Source organism: Leptospira abararensis (assembly GCF_016918735.1).
GTDB lineage: Bacteria > Spirochaetota > Leptospiria > Leptospirales > Leptospiraceae > Leptospira_A > Leptospira_A abararensis.
Window position 1 is genome coordinate 1 of record NZ_JAFFPR010000064.1, and the last position, 24,960, is coordinate 24,960.

At 38.3% G+C, this 24,960-nt stretch carries 23 protein-coding genes; 7 read left to right on the forward strand and 16 right to left on the reverse strand.

Features of this window, described 5'->3' with window-relative positions; genetic code table 11:
* The first annotated feature begins 170 nt into the window (after positions 1 to 170).
* Entirely contained in the window at positions 171 to 2,186 is a 2,016-nt protein-coding gene (locus tag JWG40_RS19700; protein ID WP_205287473.1) for a sensor histidine kinase, read from the forward strand.
* 196 nt (positions 2,187 to 2,382) lie between these two features.
* Entirely contained in the window at positions 2,383 to 3,972 is a 1,590-nt protein-coding gene (locus tag JWG40_RS19705; protein WP_232369535.1) for a 7TM diverse intracellular signaling domain-containing protein, read from the forward strand.
* A gap of 6 nt (positions 3,973 to 3,978) precedes the next feature.
* Here the strand turns inward: JWG40_RS19705 and JWG40_RS19710 are convergent, their stop codons facing one another.
* Both JWG40_RS19710 and JWG40_RS19985 read right to left on the reverse strand, forming a co-directional pair.
* Complete coding sequence (locus JWG40_RS19710) at positions 3,979 to 5,076, reverse strand: LamG-like jellyroll fold domain-containing protein (RefSeq protein ID WP_205287474.1); 1,098 nt, start codon at positions 5,074 to 5,076, stop codon at positions 3,979 to 3,981.
* A 240-nt stretch (positions 5,077 to 5,316) separates the two neighbouring features.
* On the reverse strand, positions 5,317 to 5,586 hold the full coding sequence (locus tag JWG40_RS19985) for a hypothetical protein (RefSeq protein WP_232369536.1): 270 nt from the start codon (positions 5,584 to 5,586) through the stop codon (positions 5,317 to 5,319).
* A gap of 606 nt (positions 5,587 to 6,192) precedes the next feature.
* On the opposite strand from JWG40_RS19985, the gene JWG40_RS19720 reads away from it, so the two are divergent.
* A complete protein-coding gene (locus JWG40_RS19720) occupies positions 6,193 to 9,903 on the forward strand; it encodes a LamG-like jellyroll fold domain-containing protein (protein WP_205287475.1) in 3,711 nt (1,236 codons plus the stop codon).
* A gap of 57 nt (positions 9,904 to 9,960) precedes the next feature.
* On the opposite strand, the gene JWG40_RS19725 is transcribed toward JWG40_RS19720, so the two are convergent.
* Complete coding sequence (locus tag JWG40_RS19725) at positions 9,961 to 10,452, reverse strand: DUF4386 domain-containing protein (protein WP_232369537.1); 492 nt, start codon at positions 10,450 to 10,452, stop codon at positions 9,961 to 9,963.
* 29 nt (positions 10,453 to 10,481) lie between these two features.
* On the opposite strand from JWG40_RS19725, the gene JWG40_RS19730 reads away from it, so the two are divergent.
* The gene (locus tag JWG40_RS19730) at positions 10,482 to 10,607 is read left to right on the forward strand and encodes a helix-turn-helix domain-containing protein (RefSeq protein ID WP_408611565.1); all 126 of its coding nucleotides are present in this window, start codon (positions 10,482 to 10,484) and stop codon (positions 10,605 to 10,607) included.
* Between the two features lie 63 nt (positions 10,608 to 10,670).
* On the opposite strand, the gene JWG40_RS19990 is transcribed toward JWG40_RS19730, so the two are convergent.
* Genes JWG40_RS19990 through JWG40_RS19740 form a run of 3 tightly spaced genes read right to left on the reverse strand, consistent with a single transcriptional unit; the run spans position 10,671 to position 11,659 of the window.
* Positions 10,671 to 10,898: a hypothetical protein gene (locus JWG40_RS19990; RefSeq protein WP_232369538.1), complete on the reverse strand. Its 228-nt coding sequence runs from the start codon at positions 10,896 to 10,898 to the stop codon at positions 10,671 to 10,673.
* Positions 10,899 to 10,934: 36 nt separating this feature from the next.
* Complete coding sequence (locus JWG40_RS19995) at positions 10,935 to 11,138, reverse strand: hypothetical protein (protein WP_232369539.1); 204 nt, start codon at positions 11,136 to 11,138, stop codon at positions 10,935 to 10,937.
* Between the two features lie 8 nt (positions 11,139 to 11,146).
* On the reverse strand, positions 11,147 to 11,659 hold the full coding sequence (locus tag JWG40_RS19740) for a DUF2938 domain-containing protein (protein ID WP_205287476.1): 513 nt from the start codon (positions 11,657 to 11,659) through the stop codon (positions 11,147 to 11,149).
* A gap of 124 nt (positions 11,660 to 11,783) precedes the next feature.
* Between JWG40_RS19740 and JWG40_RS19745 the strand changes: the two genes are divergently transcribed.
* Positions 11,784 to 12,407 carry an ArsR/SmtB family transcription factor gene (locus JWG40_RS19745; protein ID WP_232369540.1) on the forward strand — a complete coding sequence of 208 codons (624 nt, stop codon included), beginning with the start codon at positions 11,784 to 11,786 and terminating at the stop codon, positions 12,405 to 12,407.
* 10 nt (positions 12,408 to 12,417) lie between these two features.
* On the opposite strand, the gene JWG40_RS19750 is transcribed toward JWG40_RS19745, so the two are convergent.
* From JWG40_RS19750 to JWG40_RS19765, 4 genes are read right to left on the reverse strand one after another with little or no spacing between them, the layout of a single operon-like run.
* Complete coding sequence (locus JWG40_RS19750; protein WP_205287477.1) at positions 12,418 to 15,396, reverse strand: PP2C family protein-serine/threonine phosphatase; 2,979 nt, start codon at positions 15,394 to 15,396, stop codon at positions 12,418 to 12,420.
* The gene (locus tag JWG40_RS19755) at positions 15,393 to 15,821 is read right to left on the reverse strand and encodes an ATP-binding protein (RefSeq protein ID WP_205287478.1); all 429 of its coding nucleotides are present in this window, start codon (positions 15,819 to 15,821) and stop codon (positions 15,393 to 15,395) included. Before JWG40_RS19755 ends, JWG40_RS19750 begins: the two co-directional genes overlap by 4 nt.
* 10 nt (positions 15,822 to 15,831) lie before the next feature.
* Positions 15,832 to 16,173, reverse strand: coding sequence for an STAS domain-containing protein (locus tag JWG40_RS19760; protein ID WP_205287479.1), 342 nt, complete (start codon positions 16,171 to 16,173; stop codon positions 15,832 to 15,834).
* On the reverse strand, positions 16,173 to 17,108 hold the full coding sequence (locus JWG40_RS19765; protein ID WP_205287480.1) for a hypothetical protein: 936 nt from the start codon (positions 17,106 to 17,108) through the stop codon (positions 16,173 to 16,175). The genes JWG40_RS19760 and JWG40_RS19765 overlap by 1 nt, the downstream gene beginning before the upstream one ends.
* A 163-nt stretch (positions 17,109 to 17,271) precedes the next feature.
* On the opposite strand from JWG40_RS19765, the gene JWG40_RS19770 reads away from it, so the two are divergent.
* Positions 17,272 to 18,072: an alpha/beta fold hydrolase gene (locus tag JWG40_RS19770; RefSeq protein WP_205287481.1), complete on the forward strand. Its 801-nt coding sequence runs from the start codon at positions 17,272 to 17,274 to the stop codon at positions 18,070 to 18,072.
* 5 nt (positions 18,073 to 18,077) lie between these two features.
* Entirely contained in the window at positions 18,078 to 18,425 is a 348-nt protein-coding gene (locus JWG40_RS19775) for a hypothetical protein (protein WP_205287482.1), read from the forward strand.
* Positions 18,426 to 18,464: 39 nt separating this feature from the next.
* On the opposite strand, the gene JWG40_RS19780 is transcribed toward JWG40_RS19775, so the two are convergent.
* The 6 genes from JWG40_RS19780 to JWG40_RS19805 all read right to left on the reverse strand — a co-directional run bounded on the left by JWG40_RS19780 (position 18,465) and on the right by JWG40_RS19805 (position 24,444).
* Positions 18,465 to 19,349 carry a tyrosine-type recombinase/integrase gene (locus JWG40_RS19780; protein ID WP_205287483.1) on the reverse strand — a complete coding sequence of 295 codons (885 nt, stop codon included), beginning with the start codon at positions 19,347 to 19,349 and terminating at the stop codon, positions 18,465 to 18,467.
* A gap of 69 nt (positions 19,350 to 19,418) precedes the next feature.
* On the reverse strand, positions 19,419 to 20,699 hold the full coding sequence (locus tag JWG40_RS19785) for an ankyrin repeat domain-containing protein (protein ID WP_205287484.1): 1,281 nt from the start codon (positions 20,697 to 20,699) through the stop codon (positions 19,419 to 19,421).
* 1 nt (position 20,700) lies between these two features.
* Entirely contained in the window at positions 20,701 to 22,218 is a 1,518-nt protein-coding gene (locus tag JWG40_RS19790) for a parallel beta-helix domain-containing protein (RefSeq protein WP_205287485.1), read from the reverse strand.
* A complete protein-coding gene (locus tag JWG40_RS19795) occupies positions 22,215 to 23,456 on the reverse strand; it encodes a cytochrome-c peroxidase (RefSeq protein WP_205287486.1) in 1,242 nt (413 codons plus the stop codon). Before JWG40_RS19795 ends, JWG40_RS19790 begins: the two co-directional genes overlap by 4 nt.
* 366 nt (positions 23,457 to 23,822) lie before the next feature.
* Entirely contained in the window at positions 23,823 to 24,158 is a 336-nt protein-coding gene (locus JWG40_RS19800; protein ID WP_205287487.1) for a hypothetical protein, read from the reverse strand.
* Positions 24,159 to 24,174: 16 nt separating this feature from the next.
* The gene (locus tag JWG40_RS19805) at positions 24,175 to 24,444 is read right to left on the reverse strand and encodes a hypothetical protein (protein WP_205287488.1); all 270 of its coding nucleotides are present in this window, start codon (positions 24,442 to 24,444) and stop codon (positions 24,175 to 24,177) included.
* Positions 24,445 to 24,960: the final 516 nt, after the last annotated feature.

Consider the following 24,960-nt stretch of genomic DNA (forward strand, 5'->3'; position numbering starts at 1 on the left):
TCCTAGTTTAGAATGGGTGTAACTGAATTTTAAAATAGGACTTCCACTAATACTCTCATCATTCTCTCAAACAAAACATCATGATAAATTCAAAATAAATTTGTGACAGTATCTTCCTCGATTCCAAGATGGCTGTGAAGAATGGAATCCGCACTTAGGTTTTGTTTGAAATGAAATGGAAGCTAACAATATGGTTAGTCTGCCTTTGTAGTTGTGCACCACTAACTTCTTTTTCTGAAGCTCCCGTTGCAATCCAAGGACAACTGGATTTAACTTCTTGGGATTCTAAACAGAATCTCCCTCTTTCGGGTGAATGGACTTTTTATTGGAAAGAATGGATCCAACCCCAAACTTTAATCTCAGAAAATTTACCGAATGAAAAGGTTTTATTAAAGAATCCTACTTTTCCTAATACTTTCCAAATGATTGGAGAAAGATGGAAAAATAAATTCGAAGGAACGGGCTACGCTACCTATCGACTAACAATTCGATTTTCTGAAAATGCGAAAGAAAACATATATGCTCTCCGTTTTTTCCAGACGGGAGGTGCCGCCATGTCTGTCTATGTGGACGGCCGCTTGCAATTAGAATTGGGAAAAGTGGGTGCAAACAAGGAAACCATGATTCCCACTCGTAGCTCTGGATTGATTGTTCTACCATACCCTAACAAAGATACAAACATTCTAGTTCATATTTCTAATTTTCATCATGATGATGGTGCATTTTGGTATCCACCATCATTGGGTCTCTTTCATGACATACAAAAACAAATAGTATACGAAATAATCAAAGATTCCTTACTCACTGGTGCTTTGTTATTTATGGCCTTCTACCACTTCGTTGTGTTTTTATTTAGAAGGAACCGGTCCATCATTCTCTATTTTGGATTGTATTGTTTAACGATTGCTCTCCACTCTATTTCCTTAAATGGAGATTCCTTATACTATTTATACCCAGAAGTTGGCTATCGTTTTGCGTTTATCCTCTCTCTCGTATTTTACTTAACAATGCCCTTCTATCTTTCCTTCCTATACCAGCGATTTCCGACAAATTTTTCCAAATGGATTACTAACTTCTTTATCATCACATGTTTAGGTTTATTTCTTTTTGTTTTGGTGACACCTTCTGAATTAGGATCCCGAACTACTTTCTATGGTCTTTTTCTAAGCATCCTCGGATTATTATATTCTATCATTTGTGTTGCTTATGCTGCTTTTCAGAAAAAAGAAATGGCCTTACCACTTCTTTTAATTCAAGTTTTTTTATTCCTAAGCGCCATCAATGATACTTTGTATTTATATGGAGTAATAAACTATTTTTTAATTCTAAAATATTCCTATTTCTCTACTGTTTTATTCCAGTCTCTACTTTTGGCTTCTTATTTTACAAAGTCTGTGATTAAAACAGAAGTATTAGGTAAAGAACTTATAAAACTGAATGAATCTTTAGAAAAAACAGTAACCTTGCGCACACAAGAATACAAGGAAGCTAAACAAATTGCAGAAGAAGCCAACGAATGGAAAGATAAATTCATTTCCCTTGTGGCGCATGACTTACGATCTCCTTTAAGCACCGTCTATTCTGCGTTATTCATTGTAACCGACAAAGAATCCACAGAAGAAGAAAAAACTCATATTTTTAAACAATTGTTTGTGATATTAGAAAATGCAATGTCCACAGTGGAACATTTGCTCAACCTAAATAGATTTAACAAAGGGCAACTCTATTTAAATTTGTCTCAAGTCCAATTCCTAGAAATCTTACGACCGTTAATCGATTCCTTTTCTCTGGAACTGCAAAAAAAATCATTACAGCTAGAATTTTCCATTGCAGAAACCGCAATCATTTATGCAGACAAAACCATACTCATCGAAATCCTGAGAAATATAATTGCCAATGCGATCAAATTCAGCAACCCCAATGGTTGGATCCGAGTAGGATTTCATGACAACGAACAGTCCGCAGAGATTACAATCGAAGATAATGGCCAAGGAATTGCTTTTGAACGTCAAAAAGATTTGTTTTACAAACAAATGACTTCTCCGGGTAGTTTAGGGGAAAAAGGATTTGGAATAGGATTGAAACTTTGTTTCGAACTCATCCGCCTCCACCAGGGAAACATCCGAGTTCAGTCCGAAGAAGGAAAGGGTAGTCTTTTTACTTTAGAGTTTCCGAAAGAAAACTGAATTCACTTCTACTCTTTAGAGATCGTAAACGCAAATCAAATAAGACACTTCCCACCATTTATCTGCTTTCTATCAATCTCACACCTCAAGTGTACAAGGTTTAGGCAATAAGATTCTTCCTTGGGAGTTCTATTTCGAAATGTTTTTAGCAAAAAGGCTTGTCAGATTCTAAAATTCGATGCGATCATTGCGTTCGATGAAAAAAAATTCCTGGGTGTTTTTCCTGTTCCTTATGGTTTTGGGAATCTCCTGTACACCCGACGGATCTGGTAACCAAAACGTAACGAATCGTTTTGAATTCTTTTTAGACAAAAATAAGAATACCCCCTTTGACCAAATTCAAATATTAAAAACTTGGTATCCAATTTCCGAGAACCAACTCTCTTTTAATTTTACAGATGATGTCATTTGGCTTCGGGCGAAAACAACGGAAGAAGGGTTTTCACAAGGAAGAATCCTTTCCTTAGAATGGAAAGCCCTAGATGCAGCCATCTTGTATTATCCAGTAAATCCAAAAGAGTATCAAACATTTAAAACAGGAGACACAATTCCTAAATCAAATTGGACATTACCTGAAACACTTTACCCCAGTTTCCCAATTCCAAAACAGAAGAGAGGCGAATATTTTTTTATTCGAATCCAATCTAAATCTATAATCTCATTTCCTATCCAATCCTTGGATGAGAGAACGCTTAACAAACGTATGATTCTAGAAACTGCAGTCACTTGGCTGATTTTAGGAGTCTGTGCGGTGATGTTTATCTTTGCTCTTTTTTATTTTTTTGCTTTTGGGTTAAGTGAATTTTTCTTTTATGCAGGTTATGTTGTCTGCACAGTTCTCTGGTACAATGGCCAATATGGAAATGCCTATGATGTACTTTGGCCAGAATTTCCTTGGTGGCAAAACAAAGCCATACTAACATTTTCCACTCTGGGAATTCCTTTTTCGTTCCAATTTGTGCGAATGTTTTTAAATACAAAAGTAAACAATCCTAGGATTGATAAAATTTTATTGATCATGGGGATTGTGGCCCTCTTTTGTGTTCCAGCAATTCTTATCGCGGATACGACTAAAATTTTCTCTAGGATTGCCACTTATATTTATCTTATTTCCATTCCGCTAATTCTTGGAACCGCATTACGAAATTATTTCAAAGGAGAAAAACGAATTCTTTTTTTTCTGATCAGTTGGGGGACGTATTTTATTATTAGCTACAATACAATGTTTTATCTTTTGGGGATCCTACCTTATTCCACTCCTCTTCTCTACTCTGCTGTATTTATTTTTCCCATAGATCTATTCTTCTTATTATTTAATCTCTTACAAAAATATGAAAAACTAGAGGACGAAAGAAATGAAATCCTCCATCGTATCATAACCTTAAATACTGATTCCGACAAAAGTTTGCGTTATGCAAAATCAAAACTTAATTCCGTCAATACAGAGGAATCCCTTGTAAAACTGGAATCATGGATGCGGGCAACCAAACCATATTTAGATGAAAAGTTGGATTTGGAAATTTCCTCACATGCGATTGGTCTCACTGTCCAACAAACATCGGAATTACTCAATTCCAAACTTGGTGTTAGTTTTCGCAGTTATCTTAATTCATTTCGAATTGCAGAAGCCAAAAAAATCCTAAAAGAAAATCCCAATATGTCTATTCTTTCTATTGCCTATGCGACAGGATTTGGTTCCAAAACTGCCTTCAATGTGGAATTTAAAAAAGCAACGGGCTTAAGTCCCGTGCAATATCGGAACTCTGGTGGGTCAAATAATCAATAACCACTGTTAAGGACCTAATACGGGCAGACCTTGGTAGATTTGATTTACAGCTGTGGCACTGATAGCCGAGCCAAAGACACGGAATCCATCAATTCCACCATGATACCAATACCCACCACCCCAACTTCCAAAACTAATTCTTTGTAAAATTGTGTCTACAGCACCAGTACCTGTTGTCGCTGGTGTCCCGAGAAAGCTTCCATTGGTATAAAAAGAGGAATTCGTTCCATCAAAAACGATACAAATATGTGTCCAGACACCCGCAGGCGGAGCATAGGTTTGTTTCGCACTAAAATTAGCGCGAGTAAAATATAACCCAGTAACTCCAGCTGTATTTTGCAGACCAAACCCGCAGGCATTACTAAAAAGAGTACCATAAGAAAAAATCAATTCCTGTACGCCAGATCCGAGGAGGGCATCTGGTTTTAACCAAATACAAATGGTTCTTGGCAATGTCCCACTTGGCAACATACTATCTCCCCCAATTTGGGAACCTATATCTGTATTATTGAGATGGATTGCCCCTTCCACATCTCCTTCGTATCCAGTAATTTTGGAAAGAGTCGGGCCAGCCGTTAGAATTAATGGTTGGATGCCTGAATTCTCGAATGATCCATTCGTAAATTTCAAATGGACAAGTGATCCTATTTCAACACCAATGCGAAGAGTTGTGCTAGTTTCTCCAGCACTCGTTGTCGCCGTGACCTTGTAATCAGTATAATTGGTTATAATCGCAGGCGAGCCACTGATCTCACAAGTTTCATTGTTTATCGTTAGTCCTGTCGGGAGTGTTGGTGAAACATTACATGCTGTGATCTGGTTGCATAAATCTGATTTGATAGAAACCGGGAAATTTTGTCCTAAAAGGTAGGTGTTTTGCGGATAGGATAAAGAAGTACCCCCTGTACATGGAAAACAATTCTTACCTTTTAGAAGGCAAGCCAGAATTTGTGTTTCATTAAACTCACGACTATAAACATCCCCTGCATTATTAAAATCAGAAGGATTACAATCCAAAACAAATATTAAGAGAAAGAAGATTGCGAAGGATGATTTGCAAAATTGGCCAAGGAAAAGAAAACGTTCGCATATATATTTTTTCATCTTAACACAAGAGTATAAAGGAATTGTGCCTAGCAGTCGTTCGGATATATATTTCTGAACGGAAGAATTGAAAAAAAATTGATTATTTCGAAATTATCAAAACCAAACGACATTCAATCCTCATTACCAACCTATCGCTCGCTTTTCAAAAACTACTCTAAATAGGCAACGCCCAAGTGATAAATCTGGCCAATTTGTTTGGCACTTAAGGCAATATCATAGACTCGAATGTCATCGGCATCACCCCATTGGACTTGCTCCCAGTGGCAAACTAGAATCTTCACCTACCGATGACGCATAATACCTGTTATTCGTATCAAAATTAAGGCCCCCGTTGGCATCCCCGTCTTTGCCTGTTGTTAGATTTGGAGCCCATTCTTGTGCAGTAAAGTTGAAAACTACAGGTCCCGAATTCACCAAAGAACCATTCGTAAAATCAAATTGAACCAGTGGTTGGATTGGTATAAGGGAATTACGATCTCCTCCAGGAAAACAACCGGGTCCTTTCAAGAGACAGGCCAAGATTTGAGTTTCATTAAATTCGCGACTGTAAACATCACCTGTGTTTTGCAAATCATTCAGGCTGCAAAAAATCACAGAAAAAAGATGAAAAGGAAGGCCAATTGATAAGGAACCTCTGGCCAAAAGAATTGGAAATAGTAGTTTGTTTCCTTTTTCATCTTAGCCAAGAGTATAATGGTTTAATCTCAATCGGTCGTTCCGAAATATATTTCAGAACTTATTTTAGCGAATTCGATCTTTAAATTTTCGAATAATCACACAAAGGGTAAATCCTGGTGACAAACAAATTGGCTGATTACAAAAACCAAACACAAATTAAATGAGTCTCAAGGGAGCGATTGGCATCAGCAGAATATCTGGAACTTAAGTTAGGTTTGTAGGATTTACTTGCAAAAACGATAGCTTAAATTCCGACCCGATTACCGCCACCCAATGCCAAAAAATGGAAAGCGAATCACTATTCAGCGCCTCTTTGCTATGTGCTGATTGACTCCGTATCTAGAGATTATTTTCAGAGCAAAAGAACCGGATTGTCTAAATATCTTGATTAAATTTGAGAACATTCCAATGTTCCTCTAGGCCACGGATTTACCAATGAAGAGATTTACATTACCTTTGGCATTTCTATTCCTCTCTTCCTGTGGACTCCCCTCCCTTGTGCGAAACCCGTTGGAATTTTTGACCTTTCTCCGGTTTTTCTCAAGTCCCCAATTTACAGGACATAGTATTGGTGGTGCTGTTTCTGGACTCACCTCCGGAGCCTCTGTGACTCTGACAAACAACCAGGAATCCATCACCATATCCAATGATGGAAATTTCACCTTCCCCACAAAATTAAGTTCAGGCCAAAATTACGATGTCAGTCTTGTTACTAACAATGGCGGGGGCCTCACATGCACAATCACGAACGCCCAAGGCACTGTCCAAAGTAGTAATATAACCAATGTCAATGTCACTTGTGGTTTTGGGAGTAACTTCTACGAAGTTGGAGTGAATGTCTCAGGCCTCAGTGGTACGATCACAGTCCAAAACAATGCAGAATCTCTAAACATTGCAACCGTTGGCCTTACTAAATTTACAACCTTCATCCAAACTGGGTTCAACTATGCAGTCACCATAACTTCACAGCCTGCTGGTACCATTTGTTCCTTTGATGACCCAACCCTAACATTAGGAACCATGGCCGCAGCGAATGTAACTATTTTCATAACATGTGTTAATGGTTATTTAGTGGGAGGTAACATTCATCCAACACCAAGTGCGGATCTTGGAACAGATCTGATCGGAAGGCAAACCTTAGTGAAAACAAAGGCCGGATCATTTCCAGTCAACGCAGGCGGAGGCGGGGCACTGACTGGCGGTGCGGTGGTGAGTGCCACTCCGACTACCGCTCGGTTTAATGGACCGAATATGATCACTACTGATGGTAGTTTTATTTACTTAGCAGACTCAGCCAATGCTGTAATTCGCAAAATTGATAAGTCCAATGGAACTACAACTATCCTTGCCGGCGGAAATTCGGGAGGTGGTACAGTTTGTCCGGGAACACTTACTACCAATTGTAAAGATGGCGTAGGAACTGCAGCAGAGTTCAACGGCATCAAGGGACTCACCACCGATGGAAACAATTTATTTGTTTTAGAATCTTTGGGAAGACGGGTTCGAAAGGTCAATCTTTCTACCTCCGTCGTATCAACGTTCGCCGGAACTGGCAATGCAGCTTCGGCTGACAACACTTCGGGAATTCTCGCCTCTTTCAATAATCCCTCTTGGATCACTATGTACAATGGCAACCTTTATGTTGTAGATCGTGACAATTGCACCATCCGAGTTGTAAACCCAACTACAACCGCTGTAAACACGATTGCAGGTGGGCCTACACTTTGCAGTTTTGCGAATGACCCAACAGGAACTAACGCTCGCTTCGTGTCTCCAATCGCTGCAGTTGGTCTTGGGGGATATCTTTATATTTCAGATATTGGTGTTGGTGGCGGATATAAAATTCGCAGACTTTCTTTGAGTGGAACCAACGCAGTTGATACCATAGCGGGAGACGGTGTTCAGGCTTCCACAGATGGGATCGGAACGGCAGCTCAGTTCAACGACCCCCATGGACTTACAACCGATGGCACTCATTTATTTATCTCCGAATGGTCTGGTCATAAAATCAGACACCTCAACCTAACAACAAATAAAGTCACAACCCTCGTGGGAAGTGTTTCCGGCTATTCTGACAATACCTCTGGGAATGGTCTTTTGAATTTTCCGGGTTATTTATTGTCAGATGGACTGAACGTGTACATAGCAGACACAGGAAATCATTCCCTTCGTTATTTAGAACCTTCAGAATTATTGCGATATACTTTTGATGGAAATACAAATGACTCCATTGGAACTAACCATGGTTCCATTACGGGGGGACCCACTCCAACAATGGATGAAAATGGCTTAACCAATGGAGCCTACGAGTTCGATGGAAGTGGGGATTTGATCCAATCCACCACAAATGTCAGTTCACCTGCAATCTCCGATAACTTAACCATCTCAGCCTGGGTGTATCCAGCGGGAACAGATTCAGTTGCTACTCAATTTATATTCTATAATGGACAAGGTGGTTCCAATGGCTACGGACTCGCCTTTGAAAGTGTGGGGACTTCACGAAGATTGTATGTCTCCCTTGGGGCTGTTGCACCAAGTGGTTATACAACAATGCGGTTACCTCTAAACCAATGGTCACATGTTGTACTTCGAAGGTCCAACCCCAACTGGCAAATTTATATCAACGGCAAACCAGATTCGATTGTTTTTACTACGAATCCTATTTTGCCAGCTAACACATTCAAAGTGGGTGATGCTGGTAACGGAAATTTTTTCAAAGGAAAAATTTCTGATGTTCGTTTTTTTAATGGAGCACTCGACAACGATTCCATTCAAAAACTTGCGGTCCAAATTCCTGCGGGACTTATTTCGTATTTCCCATTCAATGGGAATGCCAAAGACTATGGAAACTTTCGAAATGATTTGAATATCACTGGAGCCACAACAACAACAGACCGTAATGGGCATGCCAATGGTGCATACTTCTTTAACGGCACTTCCTTTATGCAAAAAATAAATCCGATTGGTTTGCCGACGGGTAATAGCCCAAGAACCATTTGTGTTTGGTTTAAGACAACCAACTCCATTGATCAATACAGTGTAGGCTATGGAACCTTCGCTACCTCTCAGGGCAGTGGCCTCGTCAATTCATCCACTATCACTGGTATGTATGGTGTGATGAATGATGTTAATATATTTCACGAAGGATTTATGAACCAATGGGTTCACCTATGTGGAGTTTATAATCCTACCACTGCCACGGTTTATGAAAATGGTGTCATAAGAGCTTCCTCAAATTCAATCACCTGGAACACTGTACCGGGCCCAACCTTGGAAGTGGGAAGGCTCATTGATGGAACTGCCAATTTCTTTGGAGACCTTGACGATGTAAGAATTTATAATCGAGCCCTTTCCCTTTCGGAAATACGCGCTCTCTCTGGACATTACCCCACACAAGTAAGCTCTTGGAACCAAACACTTGCTAGCAGTAGCCTGAAATTTTTTCTAATGCCTGAAGCCGCCTCCTATGGACCAGGCGCTTGTAGTGGAGGAACCAATTGTGTTGGTGTTTGGGACGACAGGAGTGGGAATGGGTATCATGTCAGTCAAGCCAGTGCCGCCTCACAACCAAACTTCAACTCAACTGGCCTAAACGGATCTTCCGGCATTCGTTTTTTGGAAGGTCCATCGACCTATTTGTCGAGATCCTGTACACCCGAATTAAATTCAATTTCCAATACAATTTTTGTCACCTATCATGAATTAAACTCTGTAGGTAACGATGGATTGTTCCATAATGGTACAAAAATCTTATATTTACCAGACAATGTTGGAAATTACTTAAGTTTGTTTGATGTCGCAATAGGTAGTCCAGTGTTGATCTCATCTGCACCTTACAGTTCTGTAACCAATCCAGTTTTAATGTCATTGCATTTTAATGGAACAGCAGGGAATATTTTTAGAGACGGAACAGTTGTTGGATCAATTCCTACTACCGGTGCCGCATTCAATTGTCTTGCGGGAGACTTAAGTATTGGCCGGCATTTTTGGAATACTGGATTTTATCCTAACAACGGTGATTATTTTGACGGATTTTTAGGCGATATCATTTACTTTGACCAAGTTCTTAGTACCAGTGATCGTGAACTTGTCGAATGTTATCTCTCCAATAAGTACAATATGCCAGTGGGCCACTCCTGTCCATAAGGGGTTGGGAAAGACTCACCTAACAAAAACCAACGATTCGTGTTTTTTCTATTGTTGTTATGGTTTTTTCCTAATCATTTGAATACCAAGGGAAACCATCCAAAAAATGGTAAATAGTTGGCCTAAATGTTCGCCAAGCAAAACTCCGAAAAGGTGGTGAATTGTTTGGAAATTTACTAAGATTGCATCTTTCATCACACTAGATGTATTCGGATCCGTATAAAGGTTGGCAAGAATAGGAACCACAAAGACCCATCGTAGAAGTCCCATTAGTTGGAAAAATAATGATACAACTCCCAATGTCGTTGCTGTAAGCGATGCCAGCGGGCTTTTTATTTTAGTGATCTGATACAAACTAAGATAACTAAAGACAAGTGGAAGACCTGAGATTCCAAAAATCCACCAAGTCCATACGAGGGTTGCTCCCCCCTTTTGAAACTCCAATAGGATCTCACCCACCGGCTTTCGTAAAATATCCGGATATTGAAAATTCATAATCAACATTGTATAAGGAATTTGGATGAGAAATGGTAAAAAGATAAAGATCATACCCGCATACCGATTCCATTCGCCTGCGGATTGGTTTTGACGTTGGTTTCAATTCCAAAAATACTTTTATCAGAGCCTTCAAGGAGTTAACCAATCTAACACCTTCCGACTACCGAAAAAAATTCTCCACAGAGCCAAAAGAAAGAAATCCTTAGTTTTCACTCTGCGGAAAAAAAATATGGCCTAGGACTCAGAAATTTACTTTCTCTCCTTTAAGTTCACCGCAATAAAAAAAGACCCGTTCCTTGTTTCCAAACACGAGGGATCACTTGATAAAAAGGTATTCGCGTTGTTCCGGTCACGGGAATGGACGGAACAAAGTATGAAATGATTCCTGCAATGAAAGGCAAAAGAATCGCAAAAAATATCCCACCCTGAAATCCAAAATCTTTTACCCCTAAATAACCAAGTGGCGCAGAAATGACAACGGCTCCATACATTGCCATTCCACTCCAAGCCATCACTATACATGCGTTAGTTTGTCAAACCAATCCAACTCCCCAAGAAAGTACACCAATAATCAATAAACTTTCAGAATATCCTAATATAATACGGCCTATTAATAAACTAACAAGACCGAGATTATGATTCAAAAAGACTACTCCTGTTGTAAGTAAACCTGAAATGACTGCAAAAAAAAATCCCAAAAGAACAATCACTGCTATGAACAAAATATACTTCATCATAACTTTCTTTACTTTATTACCAAGGGAATTAAGGCATTGATTAACATTGCTGATCCATAAAGCCCAAATCCATAAACGGTGTGAATGGCAAAGTTTCGCAATCGCACTTGGTTTGGTTTCGGGGCTTTGGAAGCGGCAATCCCTATTCCCATAGCTGGTTGCATCAAAAACCAAGGTGCAAAAATCGTCCCAACACCAACAAGGATTGCTGGTAACAGACTGGGATTTCTTAACCAACCTTCACCCCAAATGATGGGCAATAAAAACGAAAAGAAAATCCCGATGGCATAATGAACAGCCCAACCTATCATAGTTTCTCCTGCAATGGCTTGGCTTTTAGCAATCCCATCGTGAAAAAGTTTTCCCCTAAATGTATACCCCACTAGACGCCCTAAAAGTCCCAGATCAAGCGAACTTACCCCCATTGTCTTTTGCAAAAGAAATCGCCAGACATCCATTGCCATAGTGGCTCCAATCCCGATTCCAAAGACATTCCAACAATTTTCTAAAAGAAAATCCATATTTCCCCCCAACAATCATTCTATCATTCAATTGTTTTATTGATTGATAGAATGTATATGTTTTTTTAAAAAACTTATAAAATCTCTTGCCACAAAAGAAAAAATAGTTTGAATTAGAAAAATGATGAGCAGTTTAGAAACCATCCCACGTATGGGTGAAGTTGCCAATATGTTGGGTAACGAATCTCGGCTTATCTTAATGCAACTTTTGTCTGAGGGTGAAAAGTCGGTAGAAACTCTCTCGGAACAGTCAGGAATCCCGGTAGCCAACACATCGCAACACCTCCAGGCTCTAAAGAAAACGAACATGGTGACCACACGCCGCGAAGGGAAACGAATCCTCTACCGATTGGAATCAGGTCCAATTAAAGAATTATTTTTGGCACTGGAAAAATTTGCCGTGTTTAGCACAGCGCAACGTCAAGGTCTTTTCACTGGTGTTGCACCAATTAAGAAGAATCATCTTACCATTACCGAACTCCAAAAGAAAATGAAAAAAGGCACAACCATACTAGTTGATGTTCGCTCAAAAGAAGAATATAAAAAAGGGCATATCCCTGAAGCGGTAAACATCCCCTACAACGAACTTACAATTCACAAATTTCCGAGAAACAAAGAAGTGATTGTGTATTGCCGAGGACCTCTCTGTTTGTTGTCAGTCAACGCAGTTAATCTTTTGAAATCACGTGAAGTTAACGTTTCTCGTTTTGATCCAGGATACAGTGGTTGGTCCGAAGGCAAAAATTAATTACACTAATTTATTTTTTTCGAATTGCTATCATAGCTATATCATCATTGAGATTTGACATTCCTGGTTGTGATAAGTTTTGGGAAGTATGTTTCTCTAATTCTAGAACCATTTTCTTTATTAAATCACTTGCATGTTCGTTTCCATTCAAAAGTAATTGTTTGGCTATTCTCGATTTACCAAAAAATTCTCCGCTGGAACTCCTTGCCTCATCGAATCCATCTGTATATTGAAAAAAGAAGTCTCCGGAGTCCAACGTAATCACTTTTCTTTCAATCGTAGATTCAAAGAATTGGTTTTCATCCATTCCTAAAGGCAAACCACCTGCAGGTAATTCATGAATTTTATTGGTAGAAGCATCGTAGAACATTGGTTTCACGTGTCCTGCGGAAATATATTCTACTGATGATTTTTCTGGATCAAAAATCCCCAAAAAGAAAGTAACAAAAATATGATCTGGAGTATCCTCATACAAGCTCTCATTAACTTCCAAAAGAATCTTTTTGAGATTCCTTTCTCCTTTCCGGAAAATGGCACGAACCTGTGCACGAAATAACGCCATCACTATCGCAGGCCCAACACCGTGATTTGATACATCTCCAATACAAAATGCAAGTTTACCTTCTTTCAATTCAATAAAATCATAGTAGTCCCCACCCACACCAGTCATCGCTTTATAAAAAGCAGCAAGTTCAATTTTATCTTCTAGAATTGTTGGTAGTTTACTAGGTAACAAACGTTTTTGTATTTCTTCGGCAGCAACGAGCTCACCCTTCATTTCTTCACGTTCTTTAAGTCCATGAACCATATCATTCAAAGATTCACTCAAGATACCAATCTCATCATAACCAGCGTTAGGAAATATAACGTTTAAATTTCCTTTTTCAATTTCTTCTGTTTTTTTACTAATGATTTTGATTTTTCGAACAAAGAACCATGCAAGTATATAGGCTAATAAAATGCCGAGAACAGCGATTATACTGGCATAACGAATTTGTTCTTCTCTGTTTTGTTTGATTTGCCTGTAACCCTCTGTCCGATCGATGATGATAACATTGAATCCGAGTAAATCTTTTTGCAGTAATTCATATACTAAACCTGAAACGTTTTCCTTAGAAAAAAGAATGGGGGTTTGATCCAAATCCCACATCATTTCTTCAGCTTCTGTTCTACTCCGAATCAGTATTCCCGAATCAGAAAAAGCAAATTTTCCTTTAAGTTTTGGTAATTCAGTTTCAGAATTTCCTGAGAGTATCCATTCTCTAAACTGTTTATTTTTAGTTGTCTGAATTTCTCTTTCTTCTTCATCCTTATAATACCGGATCAGTCCCGATGGCCCTGTTTGGAATGGCATAAATGCAAAATCCTCTAAAGCTGCACTTCGGATTCCTCGTATTGCATCATTCGATTTAGCTTCTTTAAAAGAAGACCAATCGCCCTTACTCAATACAACTCTTTGGATATGATCATTTGTTTCTTCTAGCGAGGCTTCAAGACTTCGAATTTTATCTTGGATCTCTTCTAGTGTAAAAACCGCGTCCCCTTCTTTGGGTGGTGATTTCAACTTTTCTTCCCAATCGATGATTTCTTTTGTAATTTGTTTCTTCTTTTCAACAAGTGCGGAATGATCCTCATCCCAATTTTTTATGCGTAACGCAAAAACTGGTTTGTTTGGAATCAGTTCTTCAAATTTTAAATCGCGTTTTTTAAGTAAGGCTCTATAGGAATCTGCAAGAGAACGATAAGTTGGATCGGCACCTGGTTTCACTTTGCCTTCCTTACGCAGCTCTCCAACTCTCACCTTCAGCTTAGAAATGACTTCCCTAAGTTGTTCTGAAATTTTAAGATCCTCATTGAAATATTCCAAATAGCCATTTTCATCATCGGCTAATATCTCAGTGATGATCTTTGCTCTCTCTGCAGTTTTTGGGTTCCGAAATACAGGTCGAAATACTACTTCATACTGGCGACCACCAACTTCATAAGTGGTAGGCAAATATTTTTCTCTGACCAAACGCATTACATTCTTTTCTGAAAATAAAGCTTTTTTGCTTTCTAAATAATCGGTTCGTTTTAAAAGTTTTTTGCCTGTTCCTGATGATTCTGGAAATAACAATCCAGTATCCAGGGTTTCTTTACCCATCCGATCATAAGCAATGATCCGGATCTTATCAGGCAATAATCCAATGGATGTAATGTGATCCTTGTAGGATCCCCTGAAAAAATTCTGCAATGCCTTTGTTAACAGTGTTTCATAACTTAAAGACTTTCTTTCATTTTCGGGAATTAATTTCTCGTTTAACTTCCGTTCGCTCAATAGATCGGATTTTTCAGCAAAAAGTTCTTTTTTTCTTTTAGGTAACAAACCCTCAGCTATTAAATCTGATTCGATTAGTTGCAATTCTTCTTCGATCTCTATTAGTCTTATTTTTGCTCGTTCTACATTAATTCGGGCAAGTGCTGTTTTCTCTGCAAAACCTTTGATATATTTATATGTAGAGGGGTCAATGGATGCTCCATTTTCTTTTCTCAGTTCCGCTCTGACCTTGTTCTCAAAATCATCAATTTCTTTCTCTGAAAGATAACGGGTAAAATAAGTATCAACGGATCGATACACATTGTTTCTTTTCAGGTTAAGCCCTATAGATTTTCCAAAATCCTTCAAAGAACCAAGGAGTCCCGTTTCCTTGCTGACAACTGTTCGCTTGAACCGACTTAATTCTTTCTTTTTCCCTTTGACCCTAACTTTAAATTCTTCAATCACCACAAGACTTCGAGTTAAGTTTTCTAAATCCAAAACAACAGAATTGATATATTCGAGTGGAGTTTTTAGTTCCGATTCTAGTTTTTCTTCCAGAGCTTTCTTCTGTTGGTTGTAATGTAAGGAAGACGTAATCACTAATATGGAGATGACGAGGATGGCTGTAAAAAAACTTAGTTTTGTGCGAATGCCAGGAACAATGGCACGTAATATTTTTTTCTGATTCAAGGTTTAATCCTAATATAACTCAACGTTAACTCATTTAACGAATCTTCTGCTATCCGTTTGTATTCTAAAGTCATAATTTTTTTTACAGAACGAATTCCAAATCCACCATCTAATCCCGATTCGTATAAATGTTTCCATGTCGCTGATTTTTTTTTGGTTGGGTCAAAGGGAATCCCTTTATCATTGATAATAAATTTTATCTGATCCGTTGTTTTTGTCATTTTTACTTGGATCAATGATGGCATTTCATCTGGGAATCCATGTTCAATGATGTTCGTGACTACTTCATCTACGCAAAAAACTAATTTCCCAGCAATATCGGTCGGGATCTCTTCCAATAAAAAAGCCCTTACTTCCTTTCGAAGTAATGACAAGCTGTCTAAACTATTTGGAATTTCAACAACCTGTTCTTTGTTTGGCTCCAAAACAATAGTCCTAAAAACCGGTCAAGGCTCCTTCCACGTTTGCGAACACCTTTACTTTTTTAGTAAAATACATCAAATCCATTGTATCTTTAACTTCTTTTGCTAAACTTGTTAATACAATTTCTCCTGATTTCTCTTTTAAATATTTTTGAATGGAATTTAATACTCCAATACCGGCGGAAGAAATATAAGTCAAACCACTGAAATCAAGTATAATCTTACTTGCACCATTTTCAATCGAAAGCTCCAGTTTAATTTTTAATTCCGGAGCAGTTTTTGCATCGATTTCACCCGATACTTGAATTACAGATTTGTCACCGTGATTTTTTTCTTTAAATTCAATATTTGCCATTAGTTTCCCTTTTTTAGATCTTTCATTAATTCTCTCATTAAACCTTTTGTTTGGATAATTCCATATAACTTTCGTTCTAGTGCATCAATTTCATAACTAAATTTTGCATTTGGGTCACCTTCAAAAATATAACCAAACTTCCGAATCCCTTGGATTGCTTTTTTTGTATTGCCTTCCATAATTCCCCGAGTGACAGAATAGTAGATATCAATAGCAAGTGAATCCCATAGGTTTTGTCGAAAACCAGCTTCCCTTTTATCAAGTGCAGTCAGTAAAGTTTCTACTTCTGATTTATTGTAACTTTCAAATTCATTATAAGCAATTATGTAACGAGTTAATAGCTTTTTGCATTTTGTCAGATTGTTAGATTTTGTTGCAGTTAAAACTTGTTGGTATAAAGTATGTAACTCGGTTTCGACATAAACTTTCTTTCTTGTTTTGTCTAAACGAATGGGATTAAAAGCAGTCTGCAAATCTTCAGCAGTTAAATTCGCAATCGTTTCTTCAAACTTCTTTTCGTTCGATTCATTTGTAATTTTTGCGAATTCTTTTAAGGGTCTTTCAATCGCATAAACTAAGTCGATTGCTTCCACAGAAGCAGCAAGTTCTGTGTTCTCTTGTATTCGATCTAGGAAAAAAATACAGGAGTCTCCCAAAGCAGATAAACTTTCCGCCAATCCTTGAGAAATCAAACGTTTGCATTGGTGTGCGATAGTATGTTTATAGGCTGGATCTTCGATGTCCTGGTGGATTTTATCCATCATTTTAGCCGTCGATGATCCCAAGTGTGCTTTGTCTCTTTCAAAGCCAGCAAAGACTAGTGGATCATATAGGTAGGCTACGAAATTCTTTTTACCTGAAAGGGCAAGTAATCTGATATTTTTTACAATTTCTAGTGCAAGATCGGGAGAAATAAAGGTTCGTTTATTGGCCATTGTAAAGAATCACGAGACAATTTCAATTTGCGGATATCCCGAAAAAAGAGTAAAGACAAATCTCTAGTCACCGCTAGACGAAAAATTTGAGAAATAGCAAGAATCGGGTTTTGAAATCCCTGAATTCATTCTAAACTTTTATGAATTGTTTCAAGGAGATGAAATGAAAACTTTTATTCTACTACATGGTTCCTACCACGGTGCTTGGAATTGGCACAAAGTAGTTCCATTACTTCAGAATCATGGACATCGCGCCATTAGCATTGATATGCCTGGACATGGGATTGATAGAAAAAAAATACACGCGGCAACCTTGAGTGACTATGTAAACAAAACGATAGCAGCGATCCAAGCAGTCGAAGGCAAAGTCATCTTACTGGCACACAGTCGAAATGGGATTGTGATTTCACAAGTGGCAGAAAAAATTCCAGAAAAAATTGAGAAATTAATTTACTTGGCTTCTTATTTAATTCCTAACGGAAAGTCTATGATGGAATATGCACTCCTTGATCGGAAGTCCTTAGTGATTCAAAATACAGTTCCAAAAATTTCCTTAAAACTAGCAAGTCGATTGATTAAAAATTATACTGGTTATAAAAAAACATTGATCGACCTTTTTTTACTAAAAAAATTCAGAACCCATCGTTTGAGCCAACATATCTACAAGGAAGCACTTTACCACGATTGTCCACCGGAGATCACGGAACTTGCTAATGTTTTACTCACACCAGAACCGAACTTAGGTGGCTTTGAAAAATTAAAGTTAAGCCAAGAACGATATGGCAAAATTCCTAAAATATACATCGAATGTTTGCAAGACAGAGCTGTTACACTTTTTCTCCAAAGGCGGATGCAAAAAGATTCTCCCTGTGATCGGGTTTTTCAAATCGACTCCAGCCATTCTCCTTTTTTTAGCAAACCAGAAGAATTATGTGGTATACTAAACGAAATCGCTAAGGAGTAAAATCTATGTCTGAGTTTCTTTTGGTTTTTACTATGATCATACTATCTTCGGAAAAGATCATACTCACTATGGAAAAGGTAAATCTTGTAAGTAAAACCAGGGTGGAAATTCAACAGTTTCCGTTTGAAAATACGGAAGCTGGTTTTTCCGCCGCAGATAAAGAACAAAAAAGACTAAGTAAAGACCTGCACCTCCCCGCTTCTGATTGTTTGGTGGTCTTAAACCAAGAGAAAAAAGGTTATATCCATGTTGGTCTAAGCCACCTTGACAATTTACCCGAAGTCGCCAAAATGCGAGAACCTAATATAGAGAAGATAGTGGCACTCTGTCGTATGAAAAAAGCGAAGTTTTAAAACGAACTTCATTTCTATCCAACCCAATATGATCCAATCTTATCGGAATTGGAATCCATACTGGTGTTGGTTTTCAAATATTCCCAATCGAATATTTCCAATCTTTTCGAGAGGGCTTGTGATTTTTAGAAGAGAATTGGGACTCACATGCAGATAAATCAATGTGCTCTTGATATCCGCATGACCCAAAAGTTTTTGGATGTAAACTAAACTATACCCATCCTCTAAAAGATGAGTGGCAAAGGAATGTCTCAGTGTATGGACTGTGGCATATTTTTGAATTCCCGATAATTTTCGAATCTTCTGAAATGCTGCTTGGACGGTGCGGGGACTAATAGGGACATCCTTTCCTTTCTGCGAAAAGAATAAATATGTTTTTGGATTATAAATCTCCATATACTGTTTCAGAAGGAATGCTGTTTTGTCTGCCAAGATTGCATACCTTCCGTGACCACCTTTCCCTGAAGAGATAAAGATTGCCTTTCTTTCAAAATCAATATTGACAACCTGAAGGCTAAGTACTTCTCCAATACGAATCCCTGAAGAATAAAGTAGGGTAAAAATTGTTTTTTCACAAACAGAAGAACAATTCGTAAGGAAGGCGGTTACCTCCGTCTGACTCAATACTGCAACAACAGTCCTTTTCCTTTTCGGAAAAGGGACCAGTTCCAACATATCTTTGCGACCAAGAAGAGTGTAAAAAAACAAAAATGCGCTATAAAAGACAACCAAAGAAGAATCAGATTTATTTGCCTGTCTCATATTCAGAAAAAAATCATAGATATCCATGGGTTCCAAATCTAAAGGTGACTTTTGGAAGTATATTGCCAACCTGGACATACACATCGTATAACTTCGAATTGTCTTTTTTGCATACCCATGCACCGTCATATCTGAAATCATTTTATCTTTTAAAATACCCATTTGTACAGGGGACAGAATATACTAAGTAAGAAAATAAAAATAAAATGATTTTAGTACATTTAAATATAGTTATGGTTTTTTCAGCAAATCTACAATATTTCTGTGTCCATTTTCTAAAGCTAAACTGAGTGGAGTTTGTCCCTTTTTGTTTTTAAACGAAGGATTTGCTTTTTTTTCTAAAAGGAATTTTACGATTTCAAAACTTCCATCCCTTGCCGCGAGAATCAAAGGAGTTTGGCCTTCTATCGTATCTGGACGGTTGATATCACATCCTAATGAAACCAATTCTTTTACAACCGCAGCGTTTTTCACTAAAACTGCTACAATTAGCGGGGTTTGGCCAAATTCATTGATCGCTTCTAAATCTGCTCCTTGGTTTACAATGGATTTTACAAATTCTAAGGAACCACCTTGTATCGCCCAAAAGAGAGGGGTGTATTTATGTTCGTCTATCTCATTGATACCCACCCCCGTGAGTCGAAGGGCATCAAAAAGGAGAAGATGGTTTTCCCTTGCAGCATAAATCCAAAGTAATTTTCTCCTTCGTGAATAATCCAAAAAGAATAAACCAATCAAAAGAAATAACAGTAAAAATGCACCGAATGCTCTCTTTGCGGCAAATTTAGTATCAGGATGAAAGAAAAAAACTGAATTTTCTCCAAGAACACGAACAACGGATTCATATTTTCTAATAATCAAATATATCAATACTATATTTGTAGGCAATGTAAATGCTGCCAAGTAAGGGATATTGACTATTTTACCATTACCTGCGTATAAAACAAAATAAATAGGAAAAAGAGCAATCAGAAAGGTATAAATGGTAATACTCTGAGTTATATAACCTTTTGTAGAACCACCTTTTGAGAGTAGAAGTCCCCTATGAAAGCTCATCAATTGCAACAAAAACGAAGAAAGGATGGCCCATACAACGGAACTTAGAATTTGCACTGATGGAAGCGGAATGGGCATATCCCAACGATTTTTACTCATACCGACATAAAGACCGGCAAGAATGGCGACACCACCAACAAACCAAAGCGAAAAGAAAACCCGAATCGAATGCCTCGCTCGTCGCATACGTGAGACTTTATCCTCTACTACATCTTCTTCCCCAAGGATATCTTCCACTGCCGAGGCAGCGCGTAACATTCCAAAGACGGAAACCGCAATATAAAAACATAGAAAGGAAACTGCTAAAAGGTTCCGTTTCCAAGATATATCGCTAGAAGTGTATCGGACAAAACCAATCAAAAGGATTGTTAAAATTGGCGGTGTAAGTAACCTAATTATAGAAATCAACCCACCGCGAAATGGATTCATCTGAGGAAGGATTTTTTCTGCATTCATATTATTTCACCACCCTTTTGGCCCCTTCCTCTTTCAAATTCAGAATATAGTTAGCAACAGCCGTTAATTTTTCATTGCCCAAATACTTTTGAGAAGGCATTTCGATAAAACCCTCTCTTACCTTCTTTGGCATAGAGGCAAAGGAAACGACTCCATATACATCTTTTTTATATTTTTCTTGTATTTCCCTAATGGGAGGACCAACCGTTCGAAGAGTCATAGAGTGGCAACCTGAACACACGGCACCAAAGACTTGTTTGCCCAACTCCCTTGCATCCGATTTGGCTTCCCCTTGTTTTGGATCCCCAATCATCGTTTTGATTTTCTCAGTATTTTCTTGTGGATTGCAGATTCCGTAACTACTTGTGCCAATTTTTGTGACTGAATCAGGAGAAATCAAACAATTATCTACTCCTTTCCCCGAGGCAACAATATCATATCCATCAGGAAAGATTCCCACCTTCCCACCATTAGGTGATTCCGGAATCGGATTTCCGGAGAAAACAATTCGTATCACATAAAAAAGCCAAGATACAATATCGTTCCACTTCCGGACCCCGTTATCGATAAAAACATTTTCTAAAACTTTATTTCGATCTGGATTTGGTTCCACATCTGGATCTGGTGACTTCGAGTTAGGAAGTAAGTTATTATCACCAATTCCAATTCCCGCAAAACTGTTTCGACGTATGATATTTCCTTCAATGGTAACTTCGTCGCCCGCCATCACTCCAATTCCAATCCCTGGAGGGACACCAGCCACAAGTGCTCCCGGTTCTGCAAAATTCCTATGATTGTTATCAAATATAAAATTTTTCCTAATGATTACGTTTTCCACTTTTTTTAAGGGAAGTCCCGGCAAAGCAAAGGCAACTATTCCCGCTGAATTATCGTAAACAGTATTTCCTTCAATCAATACATTGGTTGAATTTTCTATTTCAATACCAATGACACTCCCATAAACCTCATTACGCCTAACATCTACGTTATGGCACATTCCTATATAAATCGCGGCATCAGCAATTCCCAAACTAACTGTATCTTCCACCAAAATATTGGTTCCCATCGTTGGATAAATCCCATAGATTCCTGTGTTTTCCACGATGAGCTTGCGCATGATAATGTTTCCGGCCCCTTGAGTCATAACACCGTTGGCTTTGTAATTTTTAATATGAAAGTTTTCGATAAGAAAATTGGCGCCGGATCCAATCACTCCATCGTTTAGTTTGCCTTCGCCATCCAAAATAGGCCATTTGCCGTTAACAATCACACCGGACAAAGTAAAATGAGTTTTATCCACAAATAAGAATTCATGGTAAACACCAGGGAAAACTTTTACAGTATCTCCCTTCTCCAGGGAGTCGATTACCTTTTGGATGGATTCGCCTTCGTGAACTTCCGCCGTTCGAGAAAAAACCTGTGAAGTGAAGAAAAATAGAAAACAAATAACTACCCATAGGTGGGGATTCTTTTGATTTCGATAAAAGTAAAAAGATAGAAATGACTTTGTAAAACTCATTTTTTTATGGAACTCCGCTGATTATATGATTCAAATTCTAGTGCAACTGGTAAACCGGATGGAACTGACTTGGGAAATTTTGGCATGTTCGTTTCATCGTTTAATGTTTTTAAAAAAGCGACGAGCGAGGACATTTCATTTTTACTGAGACCCATTTTCCTTACATGCCAATGGATTCTGAGATCCGCTGGAGCCCCGTTTCCTCTTCCTCCGCCTTCATTATAAAAATTCACAACATCTTCCAGTGTTTCCAAATTTCCAGAATGCATATAAGGCGCGGTCTTAGCAATATTTCTTAAAGTAGGAACGCGAAAAGAACCTCTGAGTAATTCTTGTCCCGTAATGGTTTCTCTGCCATAATCTCTCTCCGTCCGATCAAGGACTCCGATGGTAGCAAACACATTGTTTGTGAACATTGGTGGCGGATGGCATTCAGCACACCGAGCTACAAAGGAACGAAAGACATTATAACCTAACAACTCCTCGCTACTCAAAGCTTCCTTTTCACCCTTTGACCAATGATCAAACCGACTACTAAAAGAAACAAGGGACCTTTCGAATGAAGAAATTGCATCAATGACTAAAGAAGCCGAGATTTTTTTTCCTTCCATGCCATAGGCTTGGCGAAACATTTTTTGATAGAAAGAATTTTCGTTTAACCGAGATTCAATGATTTCCTTTGAACTTCCCATTTCTTCCGGTGAATACAGTGGGCCCTCAGCCTGGTCTTCCAGATTAGAAGCTCTCCCTTCCCAAAACAAATTTTTCATATAAACAACATTCCATAAACTGGGCGCAGAACGTTTAAGTATTACACCACCTGTTCTCGTTGGTCCATATCCAATTCCATTTTTCCCCATACTTTGGTTTCTTCCGTCTGATAAACTATAGGCTGGATGGTGACAATGAGCACATGACAGTTGTTTATCGCTAGAAAGAATGGAATCAAAAAATAAATATCTACCCAAGTCAATCACTTGGGGATCTAGTTTGACTTGCGGAAGAGTTTGTCCAAGCCCACCATTTTTCTCTAACGAATTTACGTAGCGATAATCAATCACACAAAAACCTTTTTCTTGTTTCCATCCCTTAGGACAAAGAGAGGATAGATGGAAATCAGAAGGAGGCTCGACCACCTCAAACTCTGATAATTCTTGAATGATTCCAGGTTCTACTTTAGAACAATAACAAATAAAAGCGATAGCAGCAAAGAATCCAAAGTAAAACCGATACTTCACAAGACAAAAGAAACATAAAGAGAAAAGATAGAAATCATTTTAATCTGCGGATTCAAAAGAAAAGCGGTGAATTTGTCATAGAAAAAAATCCTCCGCTAAAGGCTCATTGATATATATCAATACAAACAGTAATGGATGATGGCACGTTAAAGGCAAAGGAGGTTATTTTAGCGGTAACAGAACTACGAACTTTCATAGTCTGTTGGTTTTCTATACAACTCTAACAAACAATACCTAAAAAAATTCTTATCAAATTTCAAACCGTCTAAAAACAGTTAATCGTTTATTTAATCTTGCATTAAAAACAAAAAGCCTTCGATCTCACAATCGAAGGCTTTTAATAATTTCTACCATCTAAGAAGAAAATTATTTTTTCTTTCCAGCGGATCCTTTTTCAACTACTGGTGTTCCTTCAACATAAACACAGTTCAAGAATATGTACACTCCGTGTACTCCTTTGATCGTAACATCTTTTAAACCAGTTGCACCAGGAGCTTTACTCAGTGCATCGCGAGTTGCTTCGGCAATACTTTGGTCATACCAGGCATTCAATATAGTAATACCACAGTCACGTCCTTCCACTGTTCCAGATCCAACTACTTCTAAATTTGTAGGTACTTCTAAGGAAAATTCTTTAAAATTACCAACTTTATAAGAGCAATTTACCACAAATGCGATTGCTAATAATGACAACCATTTCATATTCATATATTTCCTTTTATTTCAACTTTCTTATTTGTGCGCAAGAGGATGCAAATTCAGTATTCCATTGTAAACCAACATTTTGGTTTTTGACATTACCTTTTGCTTTTGCATCACTAAGTACATCGTCATATACACCGATGATAATTGTTCCACATTTCTCACCCAATACAGTGTCCGAAAATTCTGCTGAATCGTTTTCTGCCGGAACTACATAACCCACTTTTCCCGCAGTGACACAATTTGACAGAAAAACGATAATTCCTAAAAGGAATATTTTTTTCATTTTTGTTCTCCTAATTTCTGTTACATAGAGCATAATGAACGTTTTGTGTAAAGAAGAATTCGTTCTTGAGAGTTTGTCCCTAAACTATTCTCTCCTGAAAGCAGCAGAATGCTTTCCTGACTCCTGCCGCTGAACCTCCTGTTCAGACTGGCGAGCTCCGCAAGTCCTAGCTCCGCCTCCGTCAGAAAATCATTCTGACATGGGTTACTATTCTATACCTGGATTGGATTTCTGGGCATAAAAAAAGCCTCACATCTTTCGACGTAAGGCTTCTCCCAACAAATGTATACGACAAGAGTTCTATCCTCTTTTCCTCATCCACAATTGATTCTCATCAACCAGGATCGAGGGAAAGCCTGCGGAGCACCAAGCGGCACTGCCGCGACTGCGAGCACCCGACTTGATGCGTGAGCTTCGAGCTCTAGCATCAAAGTCGTTCGGCGCAGACCGCCAAACAGAACAAAGTAAAACAAACAATGCTTCAATCTATACATACACGTTAACACGTGTATATTG

Excerpts from the sequence above, each read along its gene's own strand:
- JWG40_RS19775 (WP_205287482.1), top strand. The coding sequence starts at position 18,078 with ATGTCTGAGTTTCTTTTGGTTTTTACTATGATCATACTATCTTCGGAA.
- JWG40_RS19995 (WP_232369539.1), bottom strand. The coding sequence starts at position 11,138 with ATGATGAAGTATATTTTGTTCATAGCAGTGATTGTTCTTTTGGGATTT.
- JWG40_RS19705 (WP_232369535.1), top strand. The coding sequence starts at position 2,383 with ATGAAAAAAAATTCCTGGGTGTTTTTCCTGTTCCTTATGGTTTTGGGA.
- JWG40_RS19760 (WP_205287479.1), bottom strand. The coding sequence starts at position 16,173 with ATGGCAAATATTGAATTTAAAGAAAAAAATCACGGTGACAAATCTGTA.
- JWG40_RS19790 (WP_205287485.1), bottom strand. The coding sequence starts at position 22,218 with ATGAGTTTTACAAAGTCATTTCTATCTTTTTACTTTTATCGAAATCAA.
- JWG40_RS19720 (WP_205287475.1), top strand. The coding sequence starts at position 6,193 with ATGAAGAGATTTACATTACCTTTGGCATTTCTATTCCTCTCTTCCTGT.
- JWG40_RS19710 (WP_205287474.1), bottom strand. The coding sequence starts at position 5,076 with ATGAAAAAATATATATGCGAACGTTTTCTTTTCCTTGGCCAATTTTGC.
- JWG40_RS19765 (WP_205287480.1), bottom strand. The coding sequence starts at position 17,108 with ATGGCCAATAAACGAACCTTTATTTCTCCCGATCTTGCACTAGAAATT.
- JWG40_RS19785 (WP_205287484.1), bottom strand. The coding sequence starts at position 20,699 with ATGAATGCAGAAAAAATCCTTCCTCAGATGAATCCATTTCGCGGTGGG.
- JWG40_RS19700 (WP_205287473.1), top strand. The coding sequence starts at position 171 with ATGAAATGGAAGCTAACAATATGGTTAGTCTGCCTTTGTAGTTGTGCA.
- JWG40_RS19990 (WP_232369538.1), bottom strand. The coding sequence starts at position 10,898 with ATGGCAATGTATGGAGCCGTTGTCATTTCTGCGCCACTTGGTTATTTA.
- JWG40_RS19745 (WP_232369540.1), top strand. The coding sequence starts at position 11,784 with ATGAGCAGTTTAGAAACCATCCCACGTATGGGTGAAGTTGCCAATATG.
- JWG40_RS19740 (WP_205287476.1), bottom strand. The coding sequence starts at position 11,659 with ATGGATTTTCTTTTAGAAAATTGTTGGAATGTCTTTGGAATCGGGATT.
- JWG40_RS19725 (WP_232369537.1), bottom strand. The coding sequence starts at position 10,452 with ATGATCTTTATCTTTTTACCATTTCTCATCCAAATTCCTTATACAATG.
- JWG40_RS19770 (WP_205287481.1), top strand. The coding sequence starts at position 17,272 with ATGAAAACTTTTATTCTACTACATGGTTCCTACCACGGTGCTTGGAAT.
- JWG40_RS19805 (WP_205287488.1), bottom strand. The coding sequence starts at position 24,444 with ATGAAAAAAATATTCCTTTTAGGAATTATCGTTTTTCTGTCAAATTGT.
- JWG40_RS19800 (WP_205287487.1), bottom strand. The coding sequence starts at position 24,158 with ATGAAATGGTTGTCATTATTAGCAATCGCATTTGTGGTAAATTGCTCT.
- JWG40_RS19780 (WP_205287483.1), bottom strand. The coding sequence starts at position 19,349 with ATGGGTATTTTAAAAGATAAAATGATTTCAGATATGACGGTGCATGGG.